The organism is Sinorhizobium fredii USDA 205, assembly GCF_001461695.1.
In the GTDB taxonomy this organism is placed as follows: Bacteria; Pseudomonadota; Alphaproteobacteria; order Rhizobiales; family Rhizobiaceae; genus Sinorhizobium; species Sinorhizobium fredii.
The window spans coordinates 1-19,458 of the sequence record NZ_AUTC01000203.1 but is presented as its reverse complement, the minus strand read 5'-3'; the positions used below and the strand labels follow the sequence as shown (position 1 = coordinate 19,458).

The 19,458-nt window shown below is 59.7% G+C and carries 16 protein-coding genes and 2 pseudogenes; 7 read left to right on the top strand and 11 right to left on the bottom strand.

The features are described 5' to 3' along the window. The 4 genes and pseudogenes from N181_RS30275 to N181_RS30260 form a co-directional block, all read right to left on the bottom strand. A pseudogene (locus tag N181_RS30275) lies at positions 1–1,142 on the bottom strand (ATP-binding protein); the annotation flags it as partial. Further along, on the bottom strand, positions 1,139–1,648 hold the full coding sequence (locus tag N181_RS30270; RefSeq protein ID WP_042778513.1) for an ATP-binding protein: 510 nt from the start codon (positions 1,646–1,648) through the stop codon (positions 1,139–1,141). The pseudogene N181_RS30275 and the gene N181_RS30270, both read right to left, overlap by 4 nt. Before the next feature lie 195 nt (positions 1,649–1,843). Next, the gene (locus tag N181_RS30265) at positions 1,844–2,833 is read right to left on the bottom strand and encodes a DUF4238 domain-containing protein (RefSeq protein WP_234885959.1); all 990 of its coding nucleotides are present in this window, start codon (positions 2,831–2,833) and stop codon (positions 1,844–1,846) included. Further along, on the bottom strand, positions 2,818–3,960 hold the full coding sequence (locus tag N181_RS30260; protein ID WP_042778511.1) for an RHE_PE00001 family protein: 1,143 nt from the start codon (positions 3,958–3,960) through the stop codon (positions 2,818–2,820). The genes N181_RS30265 and N181_RS30260 overlap by 16 nt, the downstream gene beginning before the upstream one ends. Positions 3,961–4,097: 137 nt before the next feature. Between N181_RS30260 and N181_RS30255 the strand changes: the two genes are divergently transcribed. The 5 genes and pseudogenes from N181_RS30255 to N181_RS30235 all read left to right on the top strand — a co-directional run bounded on the left by N181_RS30255 (position 4,098) and on the right by N181_RS30235 (position 8,023). Beyond that, positions 4,098–5,378 (top strand): DUF3800 domain-containing protein, encoded by a 1,281-nt coding sequence (locus N181_RS30255; RefSeq protein WP_141322207.1) that lies wholly within the window; start codon positions 4,098–4,100, stop codon positions 5,376–5,378. Next, positions 5,378–6,508, top strand: coding sequence for a site-specific integrase (locus N181_RS30250; protein WP_042778509.1), 1,131 nt, complete (start codon positions 5,378–5,380; stop codon positions 6,506–6,508). The genes N181_RS30255 and N181_RS30250 overlap by 1 nt, the downstream gene beginning before the upstream one ends. Before the next feature lie 63 nt (positions 6,509–6,571). Beyond that, a pseudogene (locus N181_RS35140) lies at positions 6,572–7,002 on the top strand (PIN domain-containing protein). A 19-nt stretch (positions 7,003–7,021) separates the two neighbouring features. After that, positions 7,022–7,666 (top strand): DUF6904 family protein, encoded by a 645-nt coding sequence (locus N181_RS30240; RefSeq protein WP_051000165.1) that lies wholly within the window; start codon positions 7,022–7,024, stop codon positions 7,664–7,666. Between the two features lie 138 nt (positions 7,667–7,804). Next, the gene (locus N181_RS30235; RefSeq protein ID WP_042778508.1) at positions 7,805–8,023 is read left to right on the top strand and encodes a hypothetical protein; all 219 of its coding nucleotides are present in this window, start codon (positions 7,805–7,807) and stop codon (positions 8,021–8,023) included. Between the two features lie 6 nt (positions 8,024–8,029). Here N181_RS30235 and N181_RS30230 read toward each other — a convergent pair whose 3' ends face one another. Next, a complete protein-coding gene (locus N181_RS30230; RefSeq protein ID WP_042778507.1) occupies positions 8,030–10,600 on the bottom strand; it encodes a relaxase/mobilization nuclease domain-containing protein in 2,571 nt (856 codons plus the stop codon). Continuing rightward, positions 10,590–10,958: a MobC domain-containing protein gene (locus N181_RS30225; RefSeq protein ID WP_157785606.1), complete on the bottom strand. Its 369-nt coding sequence runs from the start codon at positions 10,956–10,958 to the stop codon at positions 10,590–10,592. Before N181_RS30225 ends, N181_RS30230 begins: the two co-directional genes overlap by 11 nt. Positions 10,959–11,436: 478 nt before the next feature. Here N181_RS30225 and N181_RS30220 point away from each other — a divergent pair, with 478 nt between their 5' ends. Together N181_RS30220 and N181_RS30215 are read left to right on the top strand one after the other, a co-directional pair. Further along, positions 11,437–12,120: a ParA family protein gene (locus tag N181_RS30220; protein ID WP_042778504.1), complete on the top strand. Its 684-nt coding sequence runs from the start codon at positions 11,437–11,439 to the stop codon at positions 12,118–12,120. Further along, positions 12,117–12,497: a hypothetical protein gene (locus N181_RS30215; protein ID WP_042778503.1), complete on the top strand. Its 381-nt coding sequence runs from the start codon at positions 12,117–12,119 to the stop codon at positions 12,495–12,497. Before N181_RS30220 ends, N181_RS30215 begins: the two co-directional genes overlap by 4 nt. Before the next feature lie 20 nt (positions 12,498–12,517). Here N181_RS30215 and repC read toward each other — a convergent pair whose 3' ends face one another. The 5 genes from repC to N181_RS30190 all read right to left on the bottom strand — a co-directional run bounded on the left by repC (position 12,518) and on the right by N181_RS30190 (position 19,392). After that, complete coding sequence (repC, locus tag N181_RS30210) at positions 12,518–13,732, bottom strand: plasmid replication protein RepC (RefSeq protein ID WP_042778501.1); 1,215 nt, start codon at positions 13,730–13,732, stop codon at positions 12,518–12,520. 199 nt (positions 13,733–13,931) lie between these two features. Continuing rightward, positions 13,932–14,939, bottom strand: a complete 1,008-nt coding sequence (gene repB, locus N181_RS30205; protein WP_042778524.1) for a plasmid partitioning protein RepB — start codon at positions 14,937–14,939, stop codon at positions 13,932–13,934. Continuing rightward, positions 14,936–16,150: a plasmid partitioning protein RepA gene (gene repA, locus N181_RS30200; protein ID WP_042778500.1), complete on the bottom strand. Its 1,215-nt coding sequence runs from the start codon at positions 16,148–16,150 to the stop codon at positions 14,936–14,938. Before repA ends, repB begins: the two co-directional genes overlap by 4 nt. A gap of 265 nt (positions 16,151–16,415) precedes the next feature. Next, positions 16,416–17,126 carry an N-6 DNA methylase gene (locus tag N181_RS30195; RefSeq protein ID WP_060564134.1) on the bottom strand — a complete coding sequence of 237 codons (711 nt, stop codon included), beginning with the start codon at positions 17,124–17,126 and terminating at the stop codon, positions 16,416–16,418. 247 nt (positions 17,127–17,373) lie between these two features. After that, positions 17,374–19,392: a ParB/RepB/Spo0J family partition protein gene (locus N181_RS30190; protein ID WP_051000163.1), complete on the bottom strand. Its 2,019-nt coding sequence runs from the start codon at positions 19,390–19,392 to the stop codon at positions 17,374–17,376. Positions 19,393–19,458: the final 66 nt, after the last annotated feature.

Here is a 19,458-nt window from a genome sequence, read left to right as displayed (position 1 = left end):
CAGTTCGCCTCACTTCTCAGCAAGGCGGCCCTCCTCGGATGCGTACGCTCTACCAGCAAAAATTCACGATGAGACGGATTCGAGTTCGGCACCATTCTGCCCATAAAGGAATCAATTCGACCAACTTTGCCGTCCGGCTTCCGCGCTTTTGCATTTCGGGAGCGAGGTTTTCCGATTTCGTCCGACACACGCCCCATAATTTTGGTCAGACCGGACTCCTGCATCGTGAAATGGAAGTTCTCTCCGAAAATCCATGTGTTCTCACCAACCAGAACATCAAGTTCCCCTCGCTCCTTGATGGTCGATCTGTGCTTCGGATCGAACACCATCTCGCGAAGAACCTTCAGCGTGACGACCCGACCGGCAATCAGGCTTGAGGCCGAGATAATATGAGAGAGCTGCGTCCGCTCCAGCAGATCGGAAAAATCATCCTGCTTGTTTTTCGGTAAATTGAAGACGGCTTTCAGAATCCGCGTGACCGATTCAGGATTATGCGCCAACGCCTCTTTGAGAAGACCAAGCGTGATTTTTTTCAGCGCGTTTTCAGCCTTCTTGAAATCGCGCGAATAGGATTGAACGGCATGCGTCGCAATATCGAAGACCTGCCGCTCTCGCCGTTCGATTTCGTCTTTGGGATCACCCTCATAAGGATAGACTCCCGCCTCCTTTAATGCCTGGATTAACTCGCTTGATTTTTCTGCCTCTCGATCTCGAAAGTAGTCGCCAACCTGATCGCGAATGTATTCAACCACTCGCACAAAGTCAGGATCTCCGAGCTCGTCTAACTCCAAAAGGTTCTTGTCCGCCATCTCTTGGAAGAACGGGGCATAAGCGTAGACGGAAAAAGAATAGTCCGGCGCCGTGATGTTTGCGGGTATCGTGCCCAGAACCACACCTGTCTCGCCGCCAAAGTGAATTCGACGATTCGACACTTTGTTCTTCCATTCGATGACCTTGAGCGACAGGTCATTTATGACACGGGTCTTCCCGACGATGGGCTTCGTACTGAAATCATGAAAGCGTTCAATAGAATTCTTGGGATCGACTGGTGTGCCGTCAAAATGAATGCTCACGCTCGGGTAATGAAGGACATAGGGGGCGAACGTTGCATTAAAGTCGGCCCGCGCCTGCTCACCGGTCAACCAATCCAACCCCTCCTTGAGGTTGACGAGTTCGACGATGGTCCCGGTAGCGATAGCGGCTCAACAGCGACGGGGTCGCCGACTGTTCCGGTGTGGAGTCGATCGGCGTCGACGGAGATTTCAAGCGCATACTTTGCGCCCCCTGTATCTGACACGGTCTTCCAGATTGCTCTTTGCGACCACGAATAGAACTTGAGGCGTCCCTGTCCTTCCTTACCGTGGATAGCTCGCGCATGGAGCTTCGTCTGTCGGGCCTCGCGCTTCCAGGATTCACCCAGGCTGTCGAAGTCGTGGTCAGCCTGCACTTTCGAAATGCCAATTCCGTTGTCTCTAATGATGATCGCGTCGACTGCGCCGAGCTGATTGCGCGGAAACTCGACTGATACTTCCGTTGCGTCCGCATCGAGCGCGTTCCAGACGAACTCTGCAAGCGCCTTTATGGGGTCTCGAGTGCTTGCCACCTTTTCGAGGTGATCATGTTTGGCCTTCAGCGTGATTGTCGACATCAACTGTTCCTGGATTGCGCGTCGTCACCAAGCAAATATATTCACGATCCTGTCAACGGGAGTAGACGCTGTGGATCACGTCGACTTGGTCGAGCTGCCTTCCAACGCCCGTTTCCAACAAACTACTTGCTCACCCTCATCCATTTTTGCAATTCTTCTAGGGTGCGAAGGCATTAATCCCCTCATGTTTCAACGCTACAGCTTTCTGACGACGTCTATCTTCGGAGAAGGCACACCAGGGCTCAGCAGATTTACCGGATCCCTGTATTTCATTGCCAAGTTCAGCAGTCCCTGATCGTGATCCCGAAAGAACAGAAACCTTTCCTTGTGCTTGGCCTGATACTGGTTCGCCAGCTTTGCTCTCTGGCGATCCAATTTGAGTTTCTTCCATTCGATGTCGGGACGCCAATCGAGCCGCAGAATGACGCTAGGGCTAATGGGAAACGGAATCACGGCATGTGAATTGCCAAGTCCGAAGCCATATGCCCCAATATCGGCTGGCCCTCCTCCTCGAACCCAAAACATTGGATTGTCGCTTGTGACCAACTGTTGGTTCTCGCTGATTTCATAATTCCAGGTCATTCGCATCATGATCTTTGATAAAGATTCAGCCTGCTGGAATGCGAGCAGCCCAACGCGGCGATCAACGCTCATAGTAAATAGGTCGTCGTTGTGCAGGATCTCCCGAACGGCCGCGTGCACCTCGGACAATTCGCCATTCTCTTCCTTCAGGCGAAACTCACGCTCCATTTCATGCTTGGTGCCCCACGAAGTCATCTGGCCCATGAACTGCGCGAATTGACGAAGCTGGGCTGGGCTGCGGGCAAACATGGTGCCGAGGAAGGCGGCAAAATCGGCCTTGGCTACGTTCGACAGTCGCCTGAATGACAGGAGGTCTGGATAGATTTGCGCAGCGCTTGACTCGATTTTTGCGAGGGAGTCTTCAACCAAGTCAATGCGCACACCATCCTCGCCGAGCGGCGTGTAAATGTTCGTCTCGTATGCTGTTTTCTCGGGTGTGGACTTCCGAGCGCTTCCCGAGACGCAATCATGCGTCCAGAGTTCTCCATCGGCCTGGGTGAAATGCCGTAAATAAAACCTCGGTACGATATGTTGCCGCTTAGTTCGCTCGCCCATCCTGCCCCGATTCAATTGCCGATGTCCTGAGTTCAAAGTATCCCCCATGCTCGAAACCTCCCCCTCCCGGTCATCTCGCGCAAGCCCAGCTCCTCGACGATCCGCAGCGCCGCCCGCGGCGTGACGGCAAGATCCTTCGCGATCATACCGGCCGACACCAGTGGCCGCGAGATCACCAGATCGATCAGTTCTGGCAGTTTTGACGACGTCCGTCTTCCCGCCAATTTGCGCTCCATCATCTGTCGTGCCAGCGCCAGCCGGTCATGTTCCTTCAGCCCGATCTCGGCGGCCGCCAGAAGCCCATGCGCGATCGCGAGGAGCCGGGCCTCCCGGTCGCGATGGCGGCGACGATCGACGGCGATGGTTTTGAGGCCGAGATTGAAGGCGGCCAGATGCGCCGCCGTCGTCAGCCCGACCTGACGCAGGATCGACGCGGACAGCAGCCGGCTGAGCCAGTGTGCATGCTGCAGCACCGAAATTTCGTTCCAGGCATCGAGGGCGACGATTGCCTGCAGCACAGCCGGCAGGTCTTGCGCCTGGCGCAACACGCCGCGCCACTCTTCGAGACGCTCGTCCTCATCCCAGTCGAGATCGTAAACCAGCGGATCCTTTTCCGGGGCGCCCGCGCGGCCGGGCCGCCTTGCCTGCTCGATCGCGGCGTCGGAGCGGGCGAGCACCGCATCAATGGCGGCGAACTCGGCCTCGAGTGCATTGACGCCATCATCGCCGACCGCCCCCTCCCCTTCTCCAGCCGCGTCGGCATCCAACTCTCCAGCGTCGATCGCCATGGCATCGTCGGTGCCATGTGATGGTGCAGGCCAAGCCTGTCCCCGCAAGCTGCGAAGGCCGTCCGGCGACAGCGCCCATGCGGGTGGCTGCGCGGCGATGCGGCGGCGGGTGCGCAAAACGTCGCGGGCGATGGTCAGTTCGTGGGTGGGCGTGCGAATGTCCTTGGTGGCGTCATGCAGGACGAGGTCTTCCAGATGGACGAGCTCGCCATCGATCCAGAGCGAGGCGCAGGCGTCGGTAAAGTGCGAGCGTTCGACAAAACCCTCGCCGACCGGAGAACGGGCGATGCGCTCGTCGAGACGGGACAACATTGAGCCCGCGTCGGAAATCGGTCGTAACAGCGCTGAAATGGGTAATTTGGCGAGATCGTAAGACATTGAAATCATGGTAAATGATTCGCTAAACGGACGCCAGTGGATAGTTTGTGTCCGTCACTCCATGGTACTATGGCTCGAAGTCATAACCATCGATAAGTAATGCTTATCGGAAGCGATTGATTTGAACGCGCAAATCAGCCAATCTCGTGATCCTGGATCGCTGGGCCGCGAATAATCTCAGGGTTTTACCGGCATCTTGTGCGACCAGGATCGCAGGACTCGTCGGTCCGATTGGTTCGACAAACGCGATAGACAAATGGAGCAGCATGGCAGAGCAGACCGAAAACCCCCGCCTGATATCCTGTGACGAGGCCGGCTTTACCGGCCCCAAGCTCCTGGACGACAATCAGCCGTATTTCGCCTACGCGGCGGTCGAGCTGACGGCGGACGAAGCCGCGGCCATCGTCGCCTCGGCGCGGGCCAAATTCCGTGTCCAGGCGCCCGAGCTGAAATCCAGCCTGCTGCGCAAACGAAACAACTGGCCGGAAATCGCGCTCGATATTTTAACTCCCCTTGAAGGGCGGGCGATGGTCATCGCGGCCGACAAGCGATTGAATCTCGCCGGCAAGACCTTCGAATACATCTTCGAACCCGTACTCGAGTCGATGAACGGATTGTTCTACCATTATGATCTACATCGCTTTGTTATGAACGGCCTGCATCGCATCCTGTTCGAGACGGGTGAGCCCACACCGAAGCTGGCAGAGGAACTGCAGAGCTTCATGAAGTCGTTCGATCCGGCCGACGCGCCGACGGTGTTTGCCGCCGCCGAGAGTAGCGCCGAGACGCACGAGATTCTCGACTGCGTCCTGCGGTTCGCGCGGGGCTACGCCGCGACGATCGCCGAGCAGAGTAAGCACCTGCAGAAAGACGTCAATCCCACGGCGAAGTGGACATTGGACCTGACCACGACCTGCCTGTTCAGTCTTCTCCTGCACGGCTGGGGCCACCGCTACGATAGTCTGGATGTTCTGTGTGACGATTCCAAGCCGCTGCAGGCCATGGCGCGTGTGTTCGACGGCTTTGTCGGCCGGTCCGAATGCGCCGAGTTGATCGGGGCCGGCAGCCAACGCGCGAAGATCAAGGCCAACCTGGCAAATCCGATCCGGTTTGGCTCCTCCGCAGCAAATCCCGGCCTGCAGATCGCCGACATCGTTGCCGGCGCGACCACCGACCTGCTGCAGCATCAAACCGCCGCGTCCTATCGGGATCTTGCCAGGTGGATCCTTCCTCACATGCACCCGCATACCATGCTGCCGGACGATGACTTTATCGACCTGGCTCTCCCGAAGCCGCGGATGAATCTTGCGGCACTGAAGGAGCTCGCTCGCCGTGCCGATCATGGTGAAGATCCGATTGCCAACATGGACGAATTTTACGAAATCCAGTTGGCCAGCGAGCGCAAGGCGAAGAGGTTTCCCTTCTGATGAGCGACGCGGTCCATATCCGAGCTGAGCAGCTTGACACGATCGCCTCGGTGCTGCCGATCGACCGGCGCGACAAGCTGGCCGAGCTGTTGACCGACCAGGATGTCGAGACACTCAGGCACCTCGTCAACGAGGGCATGGGTGAGAACACGCTGCGGGCGCTGACGTCCGACCTCGCCTATCTGGAAGCATGGTCGCTCGCGGCGACGGGAAGCCCTCTCCCTTGGCCAGCGCCGGAGGCGCTGCTGCTGCAATTCGTCGCCCATCACCTGTGGGATCCGGCACGACGCGAGAGCGACCCCGATCACGGCATGCCGGTTGACGTCGACCGCGCCTTGCGGGATGGCGGCTTCCTGAGGTCTGCCGGCCCGCATACGGCCGCAACCGTCCGCCGGCGGCTGGCCAATTGGTCGACGCTGAGCAAATGGCGCGGCGCGGCCGGTGCCTTCGCCTCCCCTGCCCTCAAATCAGCCATTCGGCTGGCGATCCGAGCTGTTCCGAGACAACGCCGTCGCAAGAGCGCCAAGGCGGTCACCGGCGACGTGCTGGCCAAACTGCTCGCCACTTGCGGCGACCACAATCTCCGCGATCTGCGCGACCGGGCCCTCCTGATGGTCGCCTTCGCCTCCGGCGGCCGCCGCCGCAGCGAAGTCGCCGGCCTGCGCAAGGAGCAGTTGACGGTCGAGGCGCCGGTAAAGGTGGAGGACGGGACTCCCCTTCCCTCTTTGTCCATCCACCTCGGCCGCACCAAGAACAGCGGCGCCGCTCAGGACGAGGTCGTCTATCTGACCGGCGGGCCCGTCGACGCCTTGAACGCCTGGCTGGCGGCCGCCAGGATCGACAGCGGCAGTGTGTTTCGGGCAATCGATCGCTGGGGCAACGTTTCCCGCCGGGCGCTCGATCCGAAAGCGGTCAACGACATCGTCAAGCAGCGGGTCGCCAGGGCCGGGTTGGAGCCGGGGGAGTTTTCGGCGCACGGCTTGCGATCCGGTTATCTCACAGAGGCCGCCAACCGTGGCATTCCCCTTCCCGAAGCGATGGAGCAGTCTCGGCATCGTTCCGTACAGCAGGCCACCAGCTACTACAACGATGCGACCCGGCGCAGCGGCCGAGCCGCTCGCCTGTTGTAACGCGGCAGTCGCCGCAATCGTGCCAAGGCGGCAATCGGCCCGAAGCGGAAGTAGTTCCAAACGTTGTCAGAAGTGACAAAGCCGCGCCCCGAAGGCCGCGTTCTCGAATGGTTGGATGGACTTGACGAAGACCGCTCCTTTATCAGCGTCATGTCGATTGCGGAAATTCGTCACGGTGTTGCCCTCATGGACACCGGACGATAGCGCGATGCACTGACCGAGTGGCTCGCCCGGGATCTGCCACAACGTTTCGAACACCGTGTCATTCCAGTGGACGACCGTGTTGCTCTGGCCTGGGGTGACCCGATGGGGCTTGCGAAGCGAAGCGGTCGCGGGCTAGCGTCGATGGACGGTCTAATCGCCGCGACAGCGATAGCGCACGACTCGCTCTCGCCCCGTGTAATACCATGGATTTTGAGGGGCTCGGAATCGAACTCACCGATCCGTGGGTCGAGCGAGGTGCATTTCCGTCGCAGTTGATATGCCAACAATGACCAAAATGGGTGGATCTGCTTGCTTTCCTATCACTTGCTGAAAAATCATGCCGGCGTTCTTCTGATCGGCGATTACACGTCTCTGCGCTGGTTGCATGAGGTCGTTCACGACGTCAACGAGCGGTCCCCGCTCGTGACAGACAAGGAGGGCATGTTTCTCAGTCTGGCTTACGACGTTCGCAAGGCCTACGAACAACAGCGTGAAGTTCTTCAGCCGCCCCAGCACTACGAGGAAATGGGCGTCCGTTTCGGCGTGAAGATACTGTGGCCAGTTCTATTGCTTCAACACAGACTACTGCGGCTTTCCCTCGCCTTTCTCAACCATTCCGCCAAGACGCAGGCCATTGCGTACGCGCTGGAAGCGATCATCGATGAAGCACTACGGGAAGATTTCGGTGCACAGGCTGAGCGCGCGGTCGCCCTATGGCAGCGCCTCAATCCGGCGCAACCCTCCGTCTTTGAAATGCTCCAGAGCCGCGGCGCGATCTTTTGCTCGTGGACCAAATCGCAACGAAAAGCGAATTTCCTGCAGCTTCTAACCAGTTTCGATCCCATGTACGACAGCTACTATACGCTTCGCCTCCAACGCGGTGAGAAAGGCCTTTTGTCTCCAGGTGAGTTGGCATTGTGGGATAACGCAGAATGGCCGGACCCGCGCTGGTAACCGGCTTACAGTTCTCCCAAGAAGCGCGCTCAAACACCAGGGAATTTCAGCCGACGTTCACACCGCGCAACAAGCAAGCGCGGACGCAACACTCACCGCGCAAACCGACTTAGCAACAGAAACTGAAAGAAATCGTAAATGGATGACCACGTCGAGACATTGACCATCTCCAACCGCAGCGACTTCGCCCAATGGGCGATCGAGCGGGCCAAGGCGATCGTCTCTGAGCAAGGCGGGGACCTGGCGCTGGCCGCCCGTGACCAAGGTGACGAGCAGATCGCGGAAACGGCTAACGCGCTTGGCCAGGCGATCGTCAACGCACTGCTCGAGGTATTCGACGGCCTGTTACGGGAGTGAGTCCGCTCAGCGTTCGGCCCCATCGCGGCCATTGTCGCGCTGACGCTCTTGCTCCGATTGCCGGAGGATCTCACGACGCTGTTCATCCTGCGCTCCTTTCGCAGCACCCGTCTGTTCGCGTGCCGCCCGTGCGGCGCGGCCGGCAGCAATCGCCTGCTGCTGGGCCGCGATAGCCGGATCGACATTCGGCGGAGGCGTCCGGTCCTGAGTATAACCGTCGTCGGTCCGAGCAGCCGGCGCCGTCGCCCCTCCCCCGGTCGTTTCCATGGCCGATGGTGTCCGCTGCATCTCGATGTCGCGGCGTTGTTCGGCAAAAAGCGCGGAAATCTCCTTTCGCATCTCTTCGACCGCCTGGCGCTCGGCGCCGCTGTCGACCATCGTCTCTAGGCGATCCATCGACTTGTTGGCGCGGGCGACACGTTCGTCGAACTGTTCCAGAGATAGCGGCATGGTGTGTTCCTTTTGCTGTTTGAGGTCCGAAACCAGGGTCATAAGTTGTGTCAGCGGCGCAGCCTCTTCTGAGCTCGCCGTCCTTGAATGCGCATCGAGCCGGCTCTGCAGCCACGGTGTCGGAGCGCCAGCCTTTGCTGCGCCGGCGGCTTCGACCGTGACCGCGACTTGCAATTTATATTCCTGAAGCCGGCGCTGGATATCCCGGGCCACCGAAAGGGTCTCACTGTCCGGGCCGAACTCGTGGTTCTGCCGCGCCAGCTCCCGCTCTATCTTGCTGACGCTGGCCCTTGTCGGCACCAGAAGCAGCACGGTTCCTTTCTTTACCGAAACGAACTGACTATCGACATCAAGAGCGCGCTGGACCTTCCGAGCCAGGAAGGCCGTGTCGCCGAGGCCCTCCATCTCCAGCCGCAGAAGCAAAAAGCCTTTAGTGGACGGTGCAATCTCCGGAGCCTTGCCCGCCGCTGCGGCCGCAAACCGGTTGGCTGCCTCGATCACCGCCGGTTTCGCCCCCGCCTGCTTCAGAGCGGCCGTGGTCGCCCGCCATAGGGGTGCCAGCGCAAGTTTGTCGTTGGTGAGCGACGCGCGGTCGACAACGCCGGCCCGCTTGTGCTCGACGCGATTGTTGACGGAGGGACTTTTCAGGTAACGCGGGTCGCTACCGCCACGCTGATACGCGCCGGCCTGCGCTTGGCTGTACGGCCGGGTTGCCGCGACGTCGGCCCGGCGTGTGGCGACCATGGCGATGCCCTGCTCGCGCGCCTTGGCCGCAAACCGCTCGCGCCATTCGTAAAGTTCCGGCTTGGTGAACCGCAGCGCCTTGCCGACGTCATCGCGGGCAGAAATCATCGCGTGGACATGCACATGGCCGGTTTCCGGGTGATGGGCGGCGATCCACCGGTGACCCGCCACCTGCTCGCTGAGAAAATCGCGCACAGCGCGCTGCATCGCCTCCGGATCAGTCCCGGCGCGGGCGGAGAAGATGACGTGGAAGGCATTGCGCGGTTCGACCGTTCGAATATGACCCGACCAGTCCTGCCAGATCCCGTCCACCTGCTCCTTGATGGATGGGCCGCGTTTCACCGCATCACCAGCGCTTGTCGTTATCCGCTGTTTGGCACGGAGGAACTTTTCGAGGAAATAGCGGCCCGATCTATCCGAAGCCGCAGCGCCGACAATGCGAACAACGGCCGGGATGCCGGCACCCACCAGCCGACGTTCGAAATCGGCTTCGGCCCTTTCGACAGGGCGCGCCGCACCCTCACCCTTTTCTCGGGCCTTCAGCGCCAAGGCGAGCTTCTTCGCCGAAAGCTCGGTGACCGCATAAACCGACACCTGGCCGTCCGGATGACGGGAATAGAGAAACGGCTTTGAGCCGAAGGTGGCGTTCAGGGCGTCATGGAGCTCATCGTCCTCGACGGAACCGGAGAGCGTGATGGCGAGCGTCGCCGCCGCATTCACTGCATAAGGCTCCCGGAACTCCTCAACCCACTTGGCCAACGCCACCGCCCGATCCTCTCGGCTTGCGATGGCAAGGCCGTTCTGATCGAAAATGGGGATGTCCGCCTTACCCTTCTCGCTGTTTTCGTTTTCGACCTCCCGCGTTCCAAGATAGGTCAAGAGCCCGGCGGCCGAAGCCCGGCTCGAAACCGTCGACGTGACCTTGATTACGACCGGCTGTGCGCCGGCAGCGATTGCCGCCCGGCTTGCGGTCTCCTGTGAAGCCCGTTCCGTCGCCAAACGGCGAGAGGAGATATTGCGGTCGACACGCGGCGCGCCACCACCGCCCCCTCCCCCGCCGCCACGCCTGAGCAGTTCGTCATCCTCATCTCGACCTCTGCCTGATCCCAAAGCACCGGTCAGCGTGATGATCTCCTGCTGGGAGGTCTGCGGCGGCCGCAGGATCGACGTGATGGTTGGCTGACGCGACGAAGCGGTATTTTGCCCCGTCTTGCCGACAATCCCGGTCGGCAGGTAACGCCTCTGAGCCGGTTCGCCGACCGCGACGAGAGCCAGCGCCCGGCCGCGCCGACGCCGCTCCTCATCGTCGTCAACGAGAGACGACACCCGGCGCGCAGAATAGGTGTCGATTTCACCGAGCAGCCCGGCCCAGTCATACGCCATCTCCGCCCCTCCTCCGCTCTTGCCGGCTGATCCGCAGCATCAGGTCAACGTCCGCTCTCAGCCGGAACACGCCTTCGAGAAGATTGCGCAGCGCGGCATCGAGATGCGGTTCATAGCCGACGCGTCCTTCGTTCATAGCGCGCACAGCCTGGTTGAGGTTGATGCCGATCCTCCGCAGTTCCTCATTCGTGCCACGCAAAGCGTCCGACTCGACCGGGCCGACCGGGAGTGGAAGACCGGCCTGGTCGCGAAACAGCAGCCGGATCACCTCGCTTGCGGTGCGGCTTTTCCCGCACAGCCCGGCGAGTGCCTCGCGCTCCTCCGGCCTCAGACGGACCCTGACCACCTCGCTTCGCATCATGCCTTTCCTTGCCATCAGGGTGCCGGAGGCGCCCCAGAGCGCCGCTTGGCGCGAACCACAGCCCTGCCGGAGGCGGGGCGTCGTCGAGTTTGTACCACAAACATGACTATCCTGCCACAAAGAAATTAATTATAGTTTACTTCGCGCTCTCAACGGAAACTCCGACTTCACACCCTCACCGCCGAATGGACGGCGGCTCGCAACGGATAATCGCAGCGCTGACAATTGCCCATTGTTAATCGCAACGCTGCTCACGCAAGCGCTGGCAATTGGCAGATAATCATTGATTATCAGCAATAAACAGCGCAATAGTTGCTCATTGGTAATCATCACTGGGTCGTTGCCAGTTGCTGATTAACAGCGGGCAATCATCACTCATCAATCATCCGCGGGTAATCAACAACGGGCAATTGAGCGTTGCCAGGCGAAGGGCCGGTGATTAAATATAGTTTACTACAGAGCGAAAGGAGCTTCTATGATCGTCACCATCGCCAACCCCAAGGGCGGGACCGGAAAGACCACGCTCGTCCGCGCGCTGTCGGGAACAGCCGCCCACGCCGGCAACGACGTGTTCCTGATCGACGCCGACAGCCGCGCCAACACAATGCGCTGGGTGACAATGTCGAAACAGATGAATGTCTGGCCGGACCGGCTGGAGGCGGAAAGCTGCCTCGATCCGGATCGCATCTACAAAATGGCGTTGGATCGACAGAACGAGGGCAAGATCGTCTTTGTCGATATCGAGGGGACGACAAACGAAAATCTGTTCGCTGGACTTTACTGCGCCGATATCGTCCTGATCCCGCTTCAGACCACCCAGGATGATGTGGTTGCCGGAATGCAGCTCGCGCTCAACCACATCCCCGTCGTCGAAGACGACCAGAAGCGCAAATTGCCGGCGCTGATTGTCATCAATCAGCATGATCTCGTCACCGGACGTGCCAAGGCGCATGCGCCGCTCCGCGAAATCTTGGCGGAAAGCGGCGTTGCCCTTGCCTCGCAACCCATCGCCCGGCGCGCCTCCTATCAATCGATCGGCGCCGCTGGAACGCTCCAGACAATCGCGAAACCCGACCCAAAGGCCATTGCGGAGATGGAAACGCTGCTCGGCGAGATTCTCGCCCTCTACAGATCAATCGCGGAGGGCGTTTCGGCATGAGCGACGCATCAGACAACAAGAACCTTGTTCTCGGGCTGATCTCGACGAACCGCCAAAAACCGTCCGTGCGCGAAAAGCATGCCGCCTCCCCTCCCCCGCCAGCCGCCGACGAAGGCCAGGCCTCCACCTCGAAGCCGCCGGTTGCCCGCAACCAGCTTCGCGGCATGGTCGCCAAGGGCGAAAGCCGCGATCCGATCGCCGGCAAGCGCTTTCGAGACACCGAGAAAGTCACCACCGGCATCCATATCCGCGCCGACGTTCACAAGACGCTGAAGATCCTCGCCGCAATCGAGCGCCGCAAGTTCAACTCCTACATTGAGGAAGCCATCGACGACTACCTCGAAAAGATCGCCGACCGGATTCCCGACATTTCCTGACCAGGTGGAAGCGGAGAGCCTCATGCGCTCCGCTTCTCACCGCCGCTATTGGCCCTGATCGCCGCCATCAGCATCGGACCGAGACCGAACTCGCCTCGCGCCGCCTTCCGGGTCAAGTCGCGCAGATAGCCGCCGGCCGAGTTGATGTGTCCTGCCCGTTCGAGGATGCAGGCAATCGCGACGGCTGCATTTTCGGGCCCCATCACCTCGCACGCCTCCTGATAAGCCGACGGACTGACGCCGAGCATCGATCGGACCACCACGGCAGCCGACATCAGCTCACGCCAATGGTCTATTCGGCCGCCCGGTGCGTAATCCCCTATTTCGGGGCACGCCTTCAACACCAACGCCAATGGGAATGCCTTTAGCGGCTCGGCAATTCGTTTCGGTTCTGGCCTCGGCTTCTCGCCCTGCTCTTTTTGAGAGCTAGGTTCAAGTTCATGGATGGAATCGGGTTTTGAATTCTGTATGTGACACCCATCCTGGACAGCATTGCCGTCCGTTTTTTCTGCTTTTAGCTGAATTTCCAAAAGGTGGACGATCTCCTCGCGAAGCATCTGCATTTCTTCGAGCACCGCGTCGACGTCTGCACGCCTGGGAAAGCGCGGAAGCCGTGCGAGGAGGCCGAGATACATCGCCTCGATCGCCGCCCAATCGCCGTCAGCGCCCTCTTCCATGGCGGCGGAAATCAGCTTGCGAACGTCCCGCCGGCAAAGCGTCAGCGCTTCCTTGGCGCGCTTGAACCGCAGCCGCTCTTCGGCGACTTGCTGGGCGAGGCCGGCGAGCTCGACGGCACGCGCGAGCATTGGCGCCAGGCTGAAGCCGAACGCGTCCTCGATCTCCCCTCCCCTGCTGCGATGCGCATATCGCTTACCGTTCGGGCTATCGCGGCGCTGGATCAGACCCGCGTCAACCAACGCGGCAAGATGCCGGCGCAGCGTGGTGCCGGCGATGCCGTGCGCGCGGATAGACAACTGCGCATTCGACGGGAACACGACCAGCCCGTTTTCGTCGGAAAGATCAGTGTCCGGATAGAAGCTCAACAATGCATGCAGCACCGCCAGCGATCGGTCCTGCAGACCGAACACATCCTTCGCCTCGCAGACGTCGCGGAAGACTTTCCACTTATCGACAGACTTGCTGGCGTTGCGCTCGGCCGTCTCAAGCTGGCCTTTGACCAAGGCAAGTGTCATCGGCCGCCGCCCGAAGGGCGTCGTTACATTTCCACTCTGCATGTTCCTTCACCTTTCAAAAGGCAAAAGAAATCCGCTCACCAAAACGGTGCCAAAGACTCTTGACTGTGATTCGTGAAAATGCGATTCTCGATCTTGCTAGGAATTGAGAGAGGCTTCCACGACGGAAACGTTTTGGGGCCTTTTTCTTTTGCGGTGGTCTCTCCTTCTCGACCTGCTTACCTCTTGCTGTGACCCCGCCCTATTGCGCGGGATCGGCCGATTGATCGTATTCGCGCATCAGGTCCGGCATCCGATCTGCCAGCCAGCGCGCAAATGCTGTCTCTTTCCTGGGAATGGTGACGGTCGTCCCGGACGATGTGGCTTTCATGCGGCCGAAAATCCTCGCGCCAAGAGCGAAGTCGCGGACTTCGCCCTCCCCCTTCCCTTCTGCCTTTGCAGACATATCGCTTGCAGCTCTCATCGCCTGCGCGATCCGCTCGGCCCCATCCGCCTTCGGAAACTCAGGCGTTTGAACGATCCGCCGCACTGCAGCGACCTTGTTCAAATCTTTCAGCAGTTCCGCAAATGCAGTCCATTTCGGGCGGCCAATACCTTTTGCGCGGCCGATAGCATAGACGATGTCTTCGGGGATGACGTCGGTGACTCGAAACAAGTGCGACACAGCCGCCTCAGACAAACCAAGGATAGGGCAGATCGCACGATGAGAGAGGCCCGCGCTTTTCAGCTGCACGGCCCACATTGCCTGCTCAATCCAGGTGAGGTTTTCCCTCACGCCATTTTCAAGTGACTGTTCCTCAATGAGCTGGCGATCCGTCAATTCGCGGACATATGCCTTGATCTTTACGTTCTCTGGCCGTTCGGCGTCCGCCATGATGGCCTTGATGGCCGCCCAGCGACGGTACCCGTAGGCAAGCTGATAATGATCGTTCTTCGTGGGATGCGGTCGGACGAGAACGGGTATTTTCTGCCCTTCGCTTGCAATCGATACTTTCAGCGCCTCAAGTTCTTTCTCGGCCTCTTCGTCATTCTCGAAGCGATCCTTGTAAGGGGAGCGTTCCACCTTGGCGGGATCGAGTGAAATGATGCTGTCCTCGGTCAACTGCGTGAGCACTCGTCCCACGTTAGAAATGACCGGCGAAGAGTGGCGCCGAGACGGTAGGACTTTATCCAGCGCCTCGCTGACCTGGGCGGTATCACCGCGGTTTTCGGCATCCGCCGCCATTCTTTGAAGTATGCTCTTTTTCATGTGCGACGCCCCCAAACCTTATGAATCAGCTGAAGGATCTCGAAGTTAACGCGATCGGCGCTTTCGATGGCGCGCTTAAGCGCTTCCCGGCCAACCTCGCCGACTTCGAGCTCGTAAAGGGTTTTCTTAGCCACGGCTGCGCCAGCAATAGCCGTCGATTCCAGAGCTTCCGCCACGAGTACGTCATCACCAAAAAGACGGCGCATGACGCCGGACATGTATTTCTGCGGGCCGTCGTTCGGGTTCACACGTGTCAGAAGGAAGCGGAAAAAATCATGCTCAAAACGCGCGCCAAACTGTCCTAGCGTTTCGGAAAGATCGGAAATCATGATGAGAAACTGATTGCATGACGCTACATCGAGCATGGCGGGATGGACCGTCACGATCAACGACGTGGCCGCGTAGAGGGCAGCGAGCGTCGAGTAGCCGAGCGATGGCGGTGTATCCAGAATCACAATGTCGTAGCGATCCTCCACGCGCGCCAGCGCATTGCTTAGCCGTTCGAAGAAGATGCCAAGGTCGTCCCGATTTCTCTGTGTGAGGTAGGAAGGGGTGTCAAACTCGAAATCCATGAGCTCGAGGTTTCCCGGCACCAAATCGACGCCTGGGAAATAGGTAGGGCGAATGACATCCGCTAAGGATCGGCGCTCGTTGTCATAGCGGATGGCCGCATAGGCGGTTTCATTTTCGCCTAGATCGAACTCCGGCTGGATACCGAAAAGTGCGGTCATGGACGCTTGCGGGTCCAGATCGATGCACAAAACCCGGTAACCCTGCAGGCCGAGGAAATGCGCCAAATGAATCGAGGTCGTCGTCTTCGAACTACCGCCTTTGAAATTTGCGGTCGCGATGACCTGAAGCTTTTCGCCCTTCCTGCGATGGGGCAACAGCTCTCCAGCTGCGTCGGGCCGAAGGGCCGCGAGAAAGGATCGCAGCTCCTTTACCTGCTCCACCGTATAGGTCCGCCGATTGTTTTCGGCGCGCTCCGGCAAAGGCCCCTTCCCTTCGATCGTTAGTTGCCGAAGGGTACTTTCGGGAACCTTCAGCAATCGCACGAGATCGAGCGTCGAGAATGTTCTCGAGAATGTCTTCCTTGCAGCTGGCGGATAGACTGCTTCCCGCATATCCTGAAGCTCCGCCGAAAGCTTCGACGTATAGGCTTCGATCTTCGATGCGGTATCGCTGACGTTCTGAGAAGCCGGGTGAAGCATTCAATCCTCTTGACGGTTATCGCCACGTTAAGCGATCATTTCCGTCAGAGATGCCAGAGAGACTCTGATTCTTCAAGGATTTTTTCGTTAATCAAAAGTTAACGACAGCTTGCGCGGACGCAAGGGACTTTACAGTTGTAAAGTTCGGCACGTGCGAGAAGCCATTCGGGATGGGTGGGGTGCGCGAGGGGTGGGGCTTTGGGGCACCCCGCGCTTCCTGCCCATTGCCGCTCGATGCGGCAAAGGGCAGACAACGGCTGCGCCTCTAAAACAAGCGCAGTTGTCCGTTCTTCCCGGTCGTCAGCGGAAATTGCTCCTGCATAGGCGAGGTAGAGCGAGCTGCCTCCACGACCAAATCCTTGGCCGCTACCGGCGCAGCCGATGCTTCCTGCCCGCCAACGTTCTCCCCTGCCCTCGCGAGCTTTCCCGCCCATCCGCCCATCACATGCGCCATCGTGTGCCAGTCTTCACGAAAGCGCATCGCCAGGCTGTCGCCAACGATAACGGTCGCCGGGATGTGGAGCAGCGAAAACTGAACATAGGCCATGTGAACGGCACGGGCGTCGATGTCCACGGCGGTCACATGGAGAAGCTGCTGATAGTTGAAACCCGCCTCAAGGATGGCTTCGGCAAGTGCGACGATCATCGCCCCGCTTCCCACTGCGGGTTCCTGCGCGATCATGAAGCCGCGTTCCGCAATCGCCTTCTGCATGTCCTCGGCGCTTCCGACAACGATCCGAGCCGTCAGCTGGCAGACGGGATAGGGCGTGAAGAATTGCCCCCTCGCCTTGTTGTGCAATTCCAGCGCATGGCACGTCATGCCCAAAATGTCCTGTGGCATTTCCTCCAGCGCCATGACCACCTCACCCATGATATGCGAGAACGTTGCCATGGTTTCTCGACCGTATTTCCGGCCGATTTCGATATAGCGCGCCTCGCGCTTCTCGAAGTTCACTGGATCGACGGCGTTGCTCATGGAGATGGCGGAGCATTCGCACCAGTCGCCAAAGACCGTGTAAAGATCGTGCTTGTAGCGGCAGGTCTCGAACAGCTTGACGATAGACTTGAGGCGGGGAGAATTTATGGATCACCTGAGAAATGAGCGGCAGGGCGCATTTCGCCAATCGCCGTTGCGATGCCCGGCGTCTAATCGCGGCTGGTTCTGGGAAATTCAGTGAAGGGAACAGGCCGCGCCGGAGACTGGCGCGACCTGCCGCAGCCGGTTACTCGGCTGCTTCGGGGAACACGTCGCTTTCGCTGTCCGACCGGTCGTCCACATCGAACGGGCATTCGTCGGCATCAAAGCCGCTTGCGTCCTCGACCTGTTCGCACGCCTCTTCTGCAGTCGGGGCGATGCGGACAACCGCCGGCAGCCATCCGGTACCGGCAATCTGGCGCTCGGCATAAGCGGCTGCGTCCGCTTTCTTCATGCCGGATATGCCCGCGGCGAAATCCACCCCCTTGGCTTCGCTAATCGCCTCTTCGATCCCGGTCTTGCTGATCCTCCCGAAATAGTTCTCGGCCGTCGGCTCAAACCACTCGGTCATGTCGAGCTTGAGCGCTCGGGCCAGCCGGTCGGCGTGGGCTCTCTGCTTTTTCCGCTCATAGTGACCAAGTTGCAGCGCGTTCGCCGATCTTGCGGCGGCATAGGCGAGCAGGTCGAGAAGCGTTGCGGTCGGCTGCTCAAGGCACCAGTCCCAGGGATCGAAAGGATTGCCAGGCAAGGTGTGACCGTAGTTCTCCTTGAGGTCGTCCAGAGCCGCGATGCCCTTGCAAGCTGCCGGGTTCTTGATGCTGGTTTCAAGGTTCTCGCTTGTCACCTTCACCTCAAGGCACGTTTCCTCCGTGCTGCCGTACGAATTGAATAGGCTCGCCAACATCGCATGGACAACGGCGGCAAGGGCAATGTCCGGGTCGTGGGCAAGGGCCGCGCGGATTGCGGCGGTCTTCTGTGCCGTCAATTCCTGCGTGAGCGCGGCTGACAGCGTGAACGAGGGTTCGGGCTGCTTTTCGTCCTGCGGGGAAATTCGCCCATCGCCCTTGCCGCCTTCTCCGCTCTCGCCCTCGGCGACCTTGTCTTGTCCTTCGGTCACAGGCTCCCGACGAACAAAACCGCGTTCGACGGAAAGATTGCCGTAGTAGTCGATGAGAACATAGCATCCGGCCTTCGCGATATCGGTGGGGTCATAGGCTTCCTCCGCGTCGGCCAGTACCGCCAGCTTCGCCTGAATGGCCTCGGCGCGGGGTTCAGCGTCATCGTCGGCAACACCTGCCTCGATCAGTACGGCAAGCTCGGCATATTCGGCGTCCAACCGCTCCGCCTCGGCCTGCTGCTCATCGGATAGCGCCACAGTTTGCGGATAGATGCGCGGCATGGAATGAGCCTCGACTGGAAAGACGGAAACGCATTCCACCCAGTTCCAGCCCTCAGCGCGAACGTTTGCCGCCTCGGCTTCCAGCCGCGCCGCCACCAGCTTTTCGACAAGGGCGACATCGAGGGCGTAGCCGCTGTTTTGCTCATCGAACAGGTCACGTTTGACGGTTCCGCCTGCGGCCTCGTAAACCTCGATTCCGCCGATGAACCTGATACGCTTGTCGCTTGCCTTGACCGCCTCCGCTTGCAGCGCCGCCTTGATCGACCGGCTATCGCGGTTCCATGTCGGCAGGCTGTTCCAGACCTCCACCTGTCTTTCGTGGTCGTCGGATACGGTGAACGCGCTCAGCTGCTGGAAGCTCATTTCCTCGTTGCGGAAAAGCTCAAGCAGGCAAGGTGCCACACGCGCCAACGCCAGACGCCTGCGCACAAACGTCTCGGTCGTGCCGAAACGAACGGCGATGTCGTCTGCGGACTTTCCCGCCTCGGCCAGTGCGCGATAAGCCTCGTATTCCTCAACCGGCAACATGGCTTCGCGCGCGCTGTTCTCGATCAGGCTGATTTCGGTGGCGTCGTCGCCGCTGCGCTCCTTGCATTCGACAGCGTGATCCTTGGCGATTTCACCTGCCTCAGCGAGATGAACGAGGGCGGCAAGACGACGACCGCCTGCGGTTACAAAGAACCGGCCACGCTTTTCACCCTTGCGCACGATGATGTTCTGCAACAGCCGGTAGCCATCGGCGCGGATGGTGGCGGCCAGTTCCTTGATGCCGTCCTTGCTATAGGTCTTGCGGACGTTCTTGGGATCGGCGTCGAGCTTGTTCAGCGCAACAAAAAAGGTTTCGACCACTGGAGTGGTATCGGTCATTGTCTGTCTCCTGATTTCCCGTTTCCCGCAGGGGAGCCCTGTCGGGCGAAGCCTCCCCGGTCTTTC

Coding starts and splice junctions, on each gene's coding strand:
- N181_RS30215 (WP_042778503.1), top strand. CDS start 12,117: ATGAGCGACGCATCAGACAACAAGAACCTTGTTCTCGGGCTGATCTCG.
- N181_RS30250 (WP_042778509.1), top strand. CDS start 5,378: ATGAGCGACGCGGTCCATATCCGAGCTGAGCAGCTTGACACGATCGCC.
- N181_RS30220 (WP_042778504.1), top strand. CDS start 11,437: ATGATCGTCACCATCGCCAACCCCAAGGGCGGGACCGGAAAGACCACG.
- N181_RS30225 (WP_157785606.1), bottom strand. CDS start 10,958: ATGCGAAGCGAGGTGGTCAGGGTCCGTCTGAGGCCGGAGGAGCGCGAG.
- N181_RS30270 (WP_042778513.1), bottom strand. CDS start 1,648: ATGTCGACAATCACGCTGAAGGCCAAACATGATCACCTCGAAAAGGTG.
- N181_RS30260 (WP_042778511.1), bottom strand. CDS start 3,960: ATGATTTCAATGTCTTACGATCTCGCCAAATTACCCATTTCAGCGCTG.
- repC (WP_042778501.1), bottom strand. CDS start 13,732: ATGCAGAGTGGAAATGTAACGACGCCCTTCGGGCGGCGGCCGATGACA.
- N181_RS30230 (WP_042778507.1), bottom strand. CDS start 10,600: ATGGCGTATGACTGGGCCGGGCTGCTCGGTGAAATCGACACCTATTCT.
- repB (WP_042778524.1), bottom strand. CDS start 14,939: ATGAAAAAGAGCATACTTCAAAGAATGGCGGCGGATGCCGAAAACCGC.
- N181_RS30195 (WP_060564134.1), bottom strand. CDS start 17,126: ATGAGCAACGCCGTCGATCCAGTGAACTTCGAGAAGCGCGAGGCGCGC.
- N181_RS30190 (WP_051000163.1), bottom strand. CDS start 19,392: ATGACCGATACCACTCCAGTGGTCGAAACCTTTTTTGTTGCGCTGAAC.
- repA (WP_042778500.1), bottom strand. CDS start 16,150: ATGCTTCACCCGGCTTCTCAGAACGTCAGCGATACCGCATCGAAGATC.
- N181_RS30235 (WP_042778508.1), top strand. CDS start 7,805: ATGGATGACCACGTCGAGACATTGACCATCTCCAACCGCAGCGACTTC.
- N181_RS30265 (WP_234885959.1), bottom strand. CDS start 2,833: ATGGGGGATACTTTGAACTCAGGACATCGGCAATTGAATCGGGGCAGG.